This is a genomic window from Fischerella sp. (genome assembly GCF_013388695.1).
In the GTDB taxonomy this organism is placed as follows: Bacteria; Cyanobacteriota; Cyanobacteriia; order Cyanobacteriales; family Nostocaceae; genus PCC9605.
In genome coordinates this window covers 1-12163 of the sequence record NZ_JACAEU010000182.1, presented here as the reverse complement: position 1 = coordinate 12163, position 12163 = coordinate 1, and the positions used below count along the sequence as shown (strand labels likewise).

The window sequence follows — 12163 nt, the reverse complement described above, 5'->3', positions numbered from 1 at the left end:
TCATGAATTATGTTTGCATACATTTTTGTAGCTCGATGCCAAATCATTGTAGAGACGTAGCAATGCTACGTCTCTACATACCCGTGAATTGTAAATTCATATCTTGATTCAGCAACGCCAAAATTAGATTGCATCAAATTAGACTTGCCACCCTACTACACAAAATCTAAGATACTGCCATGAAATAAAATATGAAAATATATGCGCCGAATATTCACTTATTCGCTTTTCAGCTTTATAAAGGCTCAAATATTGAGGTAAATAACAAGGATGATGGCTGCAAACTTTGGCAAGGTGCAGATGAAATTGTCCGTACAATTCTGCACAAAGACTTAGATTTGAGTCAGCATATAGATATTCATAAAGAACCCGATCACCCGCGTGTTGATTTGCTCAAAGAATCGGAAGTAATAGACGGCGATTATTCGCTAGGTTTTGATGGCAAGATTTTTTTAGATACTCAGCAAGACTTAATTGTTAAGGGTTTTGCTTATCCTTTACGAATTTATGATAGCTACGGTTTGTGGCTAAATCTACGTCGCCCAGAAGAAGAAGCAGCTGATACACCAACTGAAGATGTAGATGTTAGTTTTTTGAGTAAGTTAAATCCAAATAATATCTTCACCTTACCAAAAAATCAACTCTTTCTGGGACAAACTTTGTTAATTACCGCTTGGCTAACAAGTCCTAAAGATAAAAAACATCTCTATGAAATAGCCCAAGGATGTTTGCAAGCTGTCTTTCCCAATCCTAGCCAACGTCCACCCTTCAATCGTCAAGGCGAGTTATTTGGTAGTCCAATTTTTGAATATGGATTGTTTAGACAGCCAGGCAACTATCAGCACGTTTTGATCTGGCTATTTGCCGATGAACAGACTGATGAAAAATTGAATCTCACCTATCAAGAGTTATTAGATTTATTTTTCTTTAGGACTAAAGTTGTCAAAGCTTTTCAAGATAGTAGAGCAATTTATCAACAACTAGCTTCAGCTTATCAAGAGATTGATCATCTCCAGATAAACAATATTAGTAGTTCTTTAACTCAAGAGGATTTAAATAAATTAACTGAAAAATTAAAAGAACTTCCCCAAATATCAGTCGAATATACTCGCGGGCTGCGAAATTTAGAAGATTATCAAAAAACAATTACTATCAATGCTGAAAATTATAATGACAGATTGCAACAAATTCATGGTAAAATCCCCCAAGAAGATTTAAGTTTTCTCGAAACTTTCTATCGAAAAAGTTCTCCGTTATTCCAAAAACAAATCAATGCCGATTTGGGTTATTTTCACCACGGTTCGGCATTGTTAGATCAAGCCATCTCCTCAATTCGCGGCATAGTTGAAATCGAACAAGCCAAACGCGATCGCTCTTTGGAACAAACCATCCAAATCATCGGTGTAGGTTTGGGTGGAGGTGCGATCGTATCAGGCGTTGTCACACAACACATCGATAAACCCTTCGCGCCTATATCTTTAAATAACCCACTCCATCCCATAGTTACATCATTATTTTGGAGTGTTTTGGCTACCTTGTTTTTTGGATGGTTGGCTTGGCTGTGGACAAAACGGAAGTAGGCGATTAATTCCCCTAACCCTGATAACCTATTGCCCTAGAAAAATCTGTGCTACCAAGTTTTGCACCCTCAAAATTAGCATCGGTTAAGTCAGCACCGCGAAAAGATGTGGCGAAGAAGCCTGTAATATCTCTAGCAAGTTGAATCAGGGAAATTATAGTCATGGCGATCGCTCCTACCAACAAGCAACTCCACACCAATCCCCAAACTAGATTGTAGGTGCTTAAGTATGCGAATGTTGTTGTTGCCACTAAAAATGTAAATCCATATACCGCTACTAAACCTGCGCTGCCAATGGCAACTGCTACTAATCCTCTGGGAAAATAAAAGCCGAGAAATGCCATTCCTAATAACGATATAGCCAAAGCTTTAACTCGAATTTCTGGATTAGTTCCCATCGTGGTGATACCGCGATAAAACAAAGCTAGTAATCCTCCTGAAACTGCTCCCGAAACTGCTGTGGCGATGCGTTGGATGATAAATTTAGTGCCAGTCAAACCTCTAACAGCTGAAGCTACTGCTGCGATTCCCAAGCAAGAGAAAAAAGCAACGTTATAAACCCAAGCTGGTTCTGACGGAGTTAAACCGAGAATGCCAAACAACATTTCGCTAATTGCATGGACTGCTGCGATCGCCACGAATATTGCGATCGCCACTACAATGATCAGGTGTATGAGAGTTTGACCAGCCTTGACTCCCTGAAAATTAGCTCCCCGCAGCAAGGCGTTGCTAAAATCACAACCGCGTATATCCGAATTGCTAAAATCAGCACCAATGAGATTACGTCCCCGAAAAGAACGATTTTGCAAATTCTGGTTAGCAAAGTTGAGAGTGCCTGGATTCATCATATGCAACGATATTTACTAGCTACTGGTACGGCTTTACTACTATTGCCACTAGCACTTTACGGTACACTACACTTCCTACGCCCACCCCAGACTAATAAAGAGCAAATATTGTTTCGTGGCATTACCTATCAACGTTATGCCCGTTCTACACCACGTCCAATCATGATCCATGTTGTCAGTGTAGACTTGACAGCACCAGGAGTAAAAGTGCTGGTGACTCCCCCAATGGCATCAAAACGTGATAGAACTAGTGCCCGCACCACCTCAGAATTTCTGCGTGAATTCAAGCTGCAATTGGCGGTTAATGCTAGTTATTTTAATGCCTTCGATGAAAAAACTCCTTGGAATTATTATCCTCACAGTGGCGATCGCTCCTATCCCATCGGCGAGGCAATTTCTAATGGCGATCGCTATGCAAAAACCAAGCAGGGATGGCGAGTATTGTGCTTTTTACAAAACCGCGCCCAAATCTTAGAAAGTGGCAAGTGTCCTGAAGGTACAACCCAAGGTGTTACAGGTAGTGAGATTTTCGTTGAACATGGCAAACCAAAAGCCCAGATTTTCCGCAATCCCAGAGATAAACCATATCCGCGTATGGCTGTAGGTATTGATAAAGAAGGTAAAAAACTTTGGCTCATTGCTGTTGATGGTAAGCAACCCATCTATAGCGAAGGAGTCAAGATTCCTGAATTAGCCAACATTGTTATGGATTTGGGTGTTGATACAGCACTCAACTTAGATGGTGGCGGTTCCACTACAGTAGTGATGGCAACAAATAATGGAGCAAAAGTGTTAAACGCTCCCATACATACCAAAATTCCTATGCGTGAGCGTCCAGTTGCCAATCACTTGGGTTTTTACGCAGAACCGTTTTAAAAAGTAAAAAGATAAAAGTAAAAAGTAAAAAGAAAATTCCCATAAATAAATTAAGGGGATTTGAAATGGATGAATTTTTGAGAGACGCGTAGCGCGATCAAAAAGTATTTTTACTTGTTTCATAAATAAATTTAGGATGCTCCAAACCCAATATTTTCTTCTTATTTATGAACACAACTTGGTATGAATTACTGAAATGAGAAAGCGATCGCGCATTTTGAGAAAGCAATATGCCTTTTTGCTTACTCAAAACACCAAAATAAGAAAGCATCCAGGCATTTTGAGAAAGCAATCGGCAAAAATGCAGATTGAAATCGACTATCTGAAACTATTTTATGTTTCTGGTTCAAACAAATTAGCCAATTCTTCAACGCTAGACTTTGTGATCTCGCAAAGTTTCACTGTCTGTCTTAGCGTCAAGCGTGGTACATTAACTCCCCTTTCCCAATTGGAAACAGTTTGGTCTGTAAGACCTACTGCATCCGCTATTTGCTTTTGCGTAAGTCCTAGCGACTCTCTTAATGCCGTAAAATTTTTACCTGAATTCATTTACACAAAATCCTACTACAAACTTTTGCTACAATTTATATTGACTTTTACAATATAACTTGGTTTAATAGAAATAGAGAAGGCGCTTCCGACTTCCAATCTCAAGCGCCTCTCTATCCCAAAACCATTTTTCATTTCAGGACATTCAAATTGTATGACACAACCCATTCTTTGCAAAACACCCACAAAAGGATTATTAAATTTAGCTTACGCTCGCCAAGTTCGCTTTCGCAAAGTTCATCTTAATATGGCTTGGCAATTTACCTGCCGGATCGTTTGGAGTAACGGCGACAGGGAAACTTTTTTTGGGAAAGATGCTGAAGCAATCGCTCAAACACTAGGAAAAATTACATAGAAAATTGAAAAGGGGAAAAGGGTAAGGACAATTTCATCCCTTTCACCCCTTCCCGACTTCTCCAAAAAGCCTATAGCTTGGCAAGTGTAGCGAGTATTATATGCCAAGCTACGGATGTCAATGAGTAGCAAAAAGTCGTAAAAAAGCTTAAAAGTGTGATCAACACCACAGAACCCTAGACTAGACTAGAACCACGGGTTAACAATTTAGAGGGAAAATTTATGGTGAGCGATCGCGACTATACCTTAATCATTGATAAAAGCGGTAGTATGTCAACTCCCGATCAGATGGGTGGTAAAAGTAGATGGGATATAGCTCAGGAATCTACCCTCGCTTTAGCAAGAAAATGTGAGCAATTTGACCCAGATGGCATTACTGTTTACGTATTTTCTGGGAGATTTAAACGCTACGACGATGTTACCTCAGCCAAAGTAGCGCAGATATTTATGGAAAATGATCCAGCAGGCACAACAAATTTAGCTGGTGTACTTCAAGACGCCACCAATAATTATTTTCAGCGTAAAAAAGCTGGTAAAACCAAACCGAATGGAGAAACAATTTTAGTGATCACCGACGGCGAACCAGACGATCGCAAAGCGGTATTTGAGGTAATTATTCATGCAACTCGCCAAATGGAACGTGATGAAGAATTGGGAATTTCTATAATTCAAGTAGGTTCCGATCCTCAAGCAACTAAATTTCTGAAAGCTTTAGACGATCAAATGGAGAGTGTCGGCGCAAAGTTTGATATTTGCGACACCGTCACCCTCGATGACATGGAAGATATGAGCCTCGCAGACGTTTTGATGAATGCAGTAACTGATTAATAATTTGTTGTTTGTTGTTTGTTGTTTGTTGTTTGTTAGTTGTAATAATTAACCACTAACCACTAACTGGAGAATTTAAAAATGCTAGAAAATCGAGACTATACTCTAATTATTGACAAAAGCGGTAGCATGGCTACACCCGATCAAAAAGGTGGTAGAAACAGATGGGTAACAGCGCAAGAATCTACTTTTGCATTAGCAAGTAAATGTGAACAATTTGATCCAGATGGCATTACTGTTTATGTATTTTCTGGTCGATTCAAGCGCTATGAAAATGTGACATCAAGTAAAGTTTCCCAAATTTTCCAAGAGAACGACCCCGCTGGCACAACTGATTTAGCAGCAGTATTAAAACACGCAACTGATAATTATTTTGAACGTAAAGCCGCTGGTCAAACTAAGCCAAATGGTGAAACAATTTTAGTAGTTACTGATGGCGAACCAGATGACCGCAAAGCTGTAATGAAGGTAATTATTGAAGCTTCTCGGCGCATGGAACGAGATGAAGAACTAGCCATTTCTTTCATTCAAGTTGGCACAGATGCACATGCTACCCGCTTTTTGAAAGTATTAGATGATGAACTGCAAAGTGCTGGTGCAAAGTTCGATATTTGTGACACTGTGACAATGGAAGATATGGAAGACATGAGTTTATCTGAAGTACTGCTGAATGCCATTAATGATTAATTATCAACTTCAGATATCACTAAGATATTGACTGCATTGAACAGACACATTGAATGTGCAGTAAGTTTGGGGTATTGAAAATCATGGATTCTATTGATAAGCTGTTAGCTGAACTAAAAACTGAATACGAGGAAGAAAAAAGCGAACAGCAACAGCCAAAGCCAACCGCAGCAACACCATATATTCAACCGCCTCGAAAATCAGCTTCTTCAATAGATAATTTGTTGGCAGAAGTCAAGGCTGATTTTGAGGAATGGGATCAAGCTGAAAAGTTAAGACAACAGCAAGAACTAGAACAAGAACGTATTCGACAAGAACAAATTAAAGCCAAAAAACAGGAGACTTTGAAAGAAAGCGCGAAAGATTGGCTAGCCAAATTAGATCCTTTTTCAGCAGAGGGATTATGGTTTGAAAGATTTGCTGAAAGATACTCATCAAAATTAGAGGCAGCAATAGATTATTTGCAAACTAACGAGTAGATAAGTTAGTAGTTAGTAGTTAGTAGTTAGTAGTTGTTTGGAACCAACAACAAACAACAATCAACAAATAACAAAAACCAGAATTACTGGATTATAAAACATCATCTGCCAACACCACATCTTCATATATCGCAGCTATGGGACACAAAAAATCAACACTCGCTAGATGCACTTCTTCTCCTTTACCATAAGGATAAAGCTCCCAGCGTCCTTTTTCATTGCGGCGGAAGCACTCCACACTCATGGTGTTTTGTGAAATTAATACGTATTCCTGTAGTGACTCCAAGTTTCGGTAGTCAGCAAACTTCTTACCTCGGTCAAATGCTTCTGTTGCATCAGAAAGCACCTCTACTATCAAACGAGAATAGCACTTAAAATATTCAAATTCTCTATCTCGTGCATCACAAGTCACCATTACATCAGGGTAGTAATAGCGGTTAATAATTTCAATTTGTGCTTTCATATCCGCCATATAAACTCGACAACTACTACCTCGGAGATGATTTCGTAGTAGCATCGATAAATTCATGCTAATGGTGACATGAGCATCACTTGCCCCTGCCATTGCGTAGACTTGTCCATTAATATATTCATGTTTAATTTGACTAACTTTCTCACCTTCTAAATATTCTTCCGGAGAAATATAGTATTCGCGTGAACTTGTAACCATCTTGGTGCCTTAGTGTCTTTGTGGTTTAATAAAAATTCCAACGATGTTATCGCTATAAAAATTTTTTGTTATGTAGGTTTAATGTACCCGATCTGTGAAAATACCTCTTTCTTGATAAATAGGATATACTAATCGCCGTAGAGCAGGCAATTGCTTAGAAAAATATATAGAGCCTAAAATACAAACAATACCATCAATAAATAATGTCGTGGGAGCACCGATACGATTGGCTAATGCTCCTCCCAATAAATTACCAAAAGGTATTGTTCCTAAGAATGCCATTGTAAATAAGCTCATCACTCGCCCGCGTTTTTCATCCTCAACAATTGTTTGTAAAACTGTATTACCAGCAGCAACTTGTAAGATAGTTCCCAAACCAATAAATAACATCGTAAATAACGAAAGTGGTAGAAAACGTGATAATGAAAAAGCAATTAACCCCATGCCTAAGATTGCTGGGGCTATAGCAATCAATCTACCAAGCCCCAAAATAGTTTTACGTGACGCCAGATAAATTCCGCCTGATAACGCTCCAACACCAGTGGCTGCCATCAAAAATCCCAGTGTTTGTGCGTTACCTTGGAGAATTTTTTCTGCAAAAACTGGAACTAAAACAGCATATTGCATGCCAAAAAAGCTAACTAAGGCTGATAGCAACAAAAGCGCCCGAATTGGGGGAAAACCAAAGGCATACAAAAATCCCTCTTTTATTTGTTGTAAGGGATTAGCCATACTGACTAAAATTTTTCTAGGCTGAATTTTCATCGCTAATAAAGCGAGAATTACGGCAATGTAACTAAGACCATCAATTAAAAAACAATAAGCTGCACCAACGCTGGCAACTAACAAACCACCAATCGCCGGGCCGATTAAACGCGCCCCATTAAACATTGTGGAATTAATGGCGATCGCATTTGCTAAATCTTCTCGACGTTCTACCAAATCTGGCACAAATGCTTGCCGCGCTGGTGCATCAACAGCATTAATAAATCCTTGAAATAAGCTCAAGATAATGATCTGCCAAATTTGAATAACACCAGTTAGCGCCAATATTGCTAGTGCTAATGACTGAATCATTGACAATATTTGCGTACCAATTAAGGTACGATGGCGAGAAAAGCGATCCACAAACACCCCACCAAAGGGAGCAAGAATAAAGCTAGGAATTTGACTGCTAAATCCCACAACCCCCAGCATTAACGGCGATTGAGTTAAGCTATAAACTAACCAAATAGTGGCAGTTTGCGTCATCCACGTCCCAATCAGGGATATGCCTTGTCCCGCAAAAAATAGACGGTAGTTTCTCGATCTTAAAGCTGGTGGTAGCACTTGTTTTTGCCTTTGGGTTTTCATGTTTGTTAGTCAGCAGCCAGTACTTACATCGGAATTTACTGATTTGACAATAATGAAAAAGCCCCACTCCAACCCCTCTCCCCTGATGGATAAAGGAGTAATGATAGGATGAGGTTGTCTTATATAGTATCCGCTTGAATACCTATACTGTCGCGTAGGCTGGTAATGAGTAATGGGAATTCGGGAGTCCTTCCTTCTGCTTTCTATCTTGAAAATAACCTCACCCCGTCCTATCGGACACCCCTCTCCTTAGCAAGGAGAGGGGCAAGGGGTGAGGTTTGTTCATGTATGGTGGTGAATTTTTTTCATCGCGACTGCCTTGACTCCCGCCACTAAAAGTGGGAAATAACCCAAATAATAAGTCACTGTACAACAGGTTAATAAAAAAAGCTGCAAAACAAATGTTTTGCAGCTTTTGGTGTGGTGTGAGGAGCTTAACTAGATCTAATCATAACGATTATTGGCCAGTATAAACACACTCGTAACAATTTTTGTAACGCAAATAAATTAGGAATGGACAATCAGGAAACAGAAAGAGTTAAAGAGATAGAAATTTCCTTTTCCTTTTCCATTTTTACCTTTTTCCTTGCATAAAGCGTTGCCTTCCGCATTCTCTCACACCAAAGCGCCACCACAACTGGAACCACACCCAGCAGTACAACCATAGCAATAGGCAGCAGTTTGTACTCGATCAATCAAATCTAAACTGCCAGTGGCTAGCAATTTGGCAATTGTTAGGTTTTCACCATCACGAGTTTTCGCAGGTAAATTCATCATCTGATTAAAGTCGCAATCATATACATTACCGAGATAATCAATTGACAGTTCATCACGGCACATCAAATGTTCTACCGTCGTAGGATTGAAATGCGACTCTAAAAACTGCAAATAAGGTGCGTATAGTTTCTTACGTTCTAAATGCAGTTTAGTTCTGCCTACTGGTAGATTGGTAATAGTAAAAAGGTTGTTAAAGACTATATCAAAATGTTCTTCCAAGAACACTTTATAATCTTGTTCCAGCTTTGTTTGTTCGGGAGTCAAAGAAAATTTTTCACCAGATGGTAATTGAGGATTATACACCAAATCCAAAATTAAATCTGGTTCTTTCCCGTAACCAACCTGATTCAGCCTTTGCAGTGCTTTGATTGAATCATCATAAACACCAGCACCGCGCATTTTATCAACATTATCTGCTAAATAGCAGGGCATAGAAGCAACTACTCTCACTTTATATTTAGCAAAATATTCCGGTAAATCCTCAAACCCATCTTCAAAATAAATAGTCAAATTAGACCGAACAATCACCTGTTTACCTGCTGAGTTTGCTGCTTCTACCAGTGATTTAAATCCATAGTTCATTTCTGGTGCACCACCAGTCAAATCAACAATTTGAAGTTGGGGAAATTTGTGAATTATTTCGATTAACTGTTGACAAATTTCTGGAGAAAGTTCTTCTGTGCGTTTTGGCCCTGCTTCTACATGACAATGAGTACAGGCAAGATTACAGCGCTTACCTAAGTTAATTTGTAAAATAGTAACTTGCTTTTTCGTTAAAGGTGAAGAGAGTTTTTTTTGGAAAGCTGTTACTGCTGGGTTTATTGATGTTGTTTGCATTGTTTGATATCCCCTGCAAAAGAAGTCTGAGCAAAACTGAAGTTCCGGGTTGTGTAGAGACGCGAAATTTCGAGTCTCTACTACCAGGGAATTAATTCTCTGGCAGATAGTAGACGTTGCTGCAAGATGTCAGTAAACACCATAAATGGTGGTGCGTTAACGCAGTGTAAAACACCCTACTAGAGAGATACTTTATAAACAAAATCTTAGCGATCGCATCCAATGCTAGTCATTTTATGGAAACATATTCAGTGATTCATACTAACAGCAACCGCCACCAGTATAGTACCAAGTAGAGTTTGTAATTATAACATTTTCTCCTAGATTTGCTGCTAGTTTAGCAGCCGTTTTATCACAAACTGCGGCTGGAATTCCACGTTGCAAAATATGACCTAAGCCATCGTCAAAAAAGGATTCTACACCTGCATAAATTGCTGTCTTACCAGTAAAAACACAAGCACCATCGGCAGGAATGGTAACTTTGAAAGAGACAGAATCCAGACTTTCTAAAAGCAAGGGTTCTTCTAGATTGTAAGTTTGGCAATCTAAAAGACGATAAGGACGACGGGCACGAATTTCTATTTGGCCAAAACCAGCATTGATGATACGTTGAATATACTGCTCGTAGGTGAGTGCGCCGGATAAACACATGGCGCGTAAGCGCTCATCTTGTTGTAAATGTGATGGAATAGGACGAGTAGCAATGGGATCGCTCATTTGCAAGCGTCCGCCTGGTTTTAACACGCGATGTGCTTCTTTTAAAGCGCAGGTTAAATCTTCTGGTTCAAAGATATTAAAAAGACAATTCTGCGCTACGACATCAACAGATGCATCAGTAACGGGTAAGTTAAAAGCATCGCCTGCACGAATTTCTACAAAGTTGGTGTCAAACCAAGGATTTTCTTTGGCGGCAATTTCCAGGTTGCGTGTAGCAGCTTGGCGCATTTGGTCAACCGGATCGACAGCAATGACAGCACCGGGACGACGGGAAAAATAGGCAAATTGCAAAGCTTCTAAGCCACCGCCAACGCCGACATACAATACTGTGGGTTGGTTTGCTAGTTCCGCAGGATGAACGGTAGTACCGCAACCATAGTTCATTTCCTGCATTTGTTGGGGAATTTTTAATCCTGGCAGTTGCATGGGTGTACTTTGGACGCAACAAAGTCCAACTTGTGGGGTTTGAGCAACTTCACTGTAGAATTGTGCTGCGGTTTCGAGGTAGGTCATTACACTCCTGAGATGATATGTATTGGCGTCTAGAGTCAACTTTGTGCATCCTAGTACATATCACATTCTGTTTGATGAGTTTTTGCTGTCTGTTTGATAAGTTTTTGCTGAGAGTGTCGCTATTATCACTCGCGCAATACATAACCGACACCACGCACGGTTTGAATGAGGCGCTTTTCGTTGTTTGCTTCTAATTTCAGGCGTAGATAGCGGATGTAAACTTCGATAATGTTAGAATCTCCCATAAAGTCGTAACCCCAGACTTCTTCTAAAATGCGATCGCGCGTAATTACCTGTCGGGGATGAACCAGCAAATATTCTAGTAAATCAAATTCTTTGGCTGTTAGTTCGATCGCGCGATCGCCCCGATGCACTTCCCGCGTCGAACGATTTAACTTGAGGTCTGCAAATTGCAAGATATCTGCGTCTGCTTCTTGAGTTCTACGCAGGTGGGCGCGAACCCTTGCTAACAATTCCTCGACACTAAAGGGTTTGACTACATAATCATCCGCACCAGCATCTAAACCTGCGACGCGATCGCTCACTTCATCTTTTGCTGTTAATAAGATGATGGGCACTTGATCGCCTGTACTTCGCAGGCGACGGCAAATTTCCAATCCAGATAAACCAGGTAGCATCCAGTCTACAATCACTAAATCTGGATGAGACTCTCGTGCCGCTGTTAATCCACTTAATCCATCATGCGCTACTGTTACTTTGTAACCTTCATAACTCAGTTCCAATTCTACAAATCGAGCCAATTTGACTTCATCTTCAACAAGTAAAATGTGGGCTGTCATGGATGCTTAATAATTGGACTTTTTAAATTTGTACTTTAAGATTTTCTTAACCACCAAGGCACTAAGACACCAAGTATAGCAATCTGATTTGATTTGGTGAACTTATTCGTGAAGGCAGGGAAGAGAGAACAGGAAGTGTACTGAGTTTTTTTCAAAAATCGGCGTTGCTGAATCAAGATACAGCACTTTGCATGAAAATGAAGTACACCCTCACTTTTGACGGACATCCCTCTCCCAATATTGGGAGAGGGAAAGAGGGTGAGGGATTTGCTAACTGTACCTGATTCACTTGAAAT

Annotated in this window: 14 protein-coding genes; 6 read left to right on the top strand and 8 right to left on the bottom strand. The window is 39.9% G+C overall.

The genetic code is table 11. From position 1 onward, the window contains the following. Nucleotides 1-191: 191 nt before the first annotated feature. Nucleotides 192-1580: a hypothetical protein gene (locus tag HXY43_RS24750; protein ID WP_290889244.1), complete on the top strand. Its 1389-nt coding sequence runs from the start codon at nucleotides 192-194 to the stop codon at nucleotides 1578-1580. 13 nt (nucleotides 1581-1593) lie between these two features. Here the strand turns inward: HXY43_RS24750 and HXY43_RS24745 are convergent, their stop codons facing one another. Beyond that, nucleotides 1594-2427 (bottom strand): pentapeptide repeat-containing protein, encoded by an 834-nt coding sequence (locus HXY43_RS24745; protein WP_290889242.1) that lies wholly within the window; start codon nucleotides 2425-2427, stop codon nucleotides 1594-1596. Here HXY43_RS24745 and HXY43_RS24740 point away from each other — a divergent pair, their 5' ends adjacent. Next, entirely contained in the window at nucleotides 2428-3303 is an 876-nt protein-coding gene (locus tag HXY43_RS24740) for a phosphodiester glycosidase family protein (protein ID WP_290889239.1), read from the top strand. A gap of 333 nt (nucleotides 3304-3636) precedes the next feature. Here HXY43_RS24740 and HXY43_RS24735 read toward each other — a convergent pair whose 3' ends face one another. After that, nucleotides 3637-3852, bottom strand: a complete 216-nt coding sequence (locus HXY43_RS24735; protein ID WP_026731525.1) for a helix-turn-helix transcriptional regulator — start codon at nucleotides 3850-3852, stop codon at nucleotides 3637-3639. 154 nt (nucleotides 3853-4006) lie between these two features. Here HXY43_RS24735 and HXY43_RS24730 point away from each other — a divergent pair, with 154 nt between their 5' ends. The 4 genes from HXY43_RS24730 to HXY43_RS24715 all read left to right on the top strand — a co-directional run bounded on the left by HXY43_RS24730 (nucleotide 4007) and on the right by HXY43_RS24715 (nucleotide 6200). Then, nucleotides 4007-4207 carry a hypothetical protein gene (locus HXY43_RS24730; protein ID WP_026731524.1) on the top strand — a complete coding sequence of 67 codons (201 nt, stop codon included), beginning with the start codon at nucleotides 4007-4009 and terminating at the stop codon, nucleotides 4205-4207. Nucleotides 4208-4428: 221 nt separating this feature from the next. Beyond that, nucleotides 4429-5034: a VWA domain-containing protein gene (locus HXY43_RS24725; protein ID WP_290889235.1), complete on the top strand. Its 606-nt coding sequence runs from the start codon at nucleotides 4429-4431 to the stop codon at nucleotides 5032-5034. Nucleotides 5035-5115: 81 nt separating this feature from the next. Then, complete coding sequence (locus tag HXY43_RS24720) at nucleotides 5116-5721, top strand: VWA domain-containing protein (RefSeq protein WP_290889232.1); 606 nt, start codon at nucleotides 5116-5118, stop codon at nucleotides 5719-5721. A gap of 83 nt (nucleotides 5722-5804) precedes the next feature. Beyond that, nucleotides 5805-6200 (top strand): hypothetical protein, encoded by a 396-nt coding sequence (locus HXY43_RS24715; RefSeq protein WP_290889229.1) that lies wholly within the window; start codon nucleotides 5805-5807, stop codon nucleotides 6198-6200. Between the two features lie 91 nt (nucleotides 6201-6291). Here HXY43_RS24715 and HXY43_RS24710 read toward each other — a convergent pair whose 3' ends face one another. The 6 genes from HXY43_RS24710 to HXY43_RS24685 all read right to left on the bottom strand — a co-directional run. Beyond that, complete coding sequence (locus tag HXY43_RS24710) at nucleotides 6292-6870, bottom strand: Uma2 family endonuclease (protein ID WP_290889226.1); 579 nt, start codon at nucleotides 6868-6870, stop codon at nucleotides 6292-6294. Nucleotides 6871-6948: 78 nt separating this feature from the next. Continuing rightward, complete coding sequence (locus tag HXY43_RS24705) at nucleotides 6949-8223, bottom strand: MFS transporter (protein ID WP_290889223.1); 1275 nt, start codon at nucleotides 8221-8223, stop codon at nucleotides 6949-6951. A gap of 615 nt (nucleotides 8224-8838) precedes the next feature. Next, nucleotides 8839-9837, bottom strand: coding sequence for an arsenosugar biosynthesis radical SAM (seleno)protein ArsS (gene arsS / locus HXY43_RS24700; RefSeq protein WP_290889221.1), 999 nt, complete (start codon nucleotides 9835-9837; stop codon nucleotides 8839-8841). A 261-nt stretch (nucleotides 9838-10098) separates the two neighbouring features. Then, nucleotides 10099-11067, bottom strand: a complete 969-nt coding sequence (gene arsM / locus HXY43_RS24695) for an arsenosugar biosynthesis arsenite methyltransferase ArsM (protein WP_290889218.1) — start codon at nucleotides 11065-11067, stop codon at nucleotides 10099-10101. A gap of 125 nt (nucleotides 11068-11192) precedes the next feature. Then, nucleotides 11193-11867, bottom strand: coding sequence for a response regulator transcription factor (locus tag HXY43_RS24690; RefSeq protein ID WP_290889215.1), 675 nt, complete (start codon nucleotides 11865-11867; stop codon nucleotides 11193-11195). 35 nt (nucleotides 11868-11902) lie between these two features. After that, nucleotides 11903-12163, bottom strand: a 261-nt coding sequence (locus tag HXY43_RS24685) for a hypothetical protein (protein ID WP_290889212.1), incomplete at its 5' end; no start/stop codon positions are given.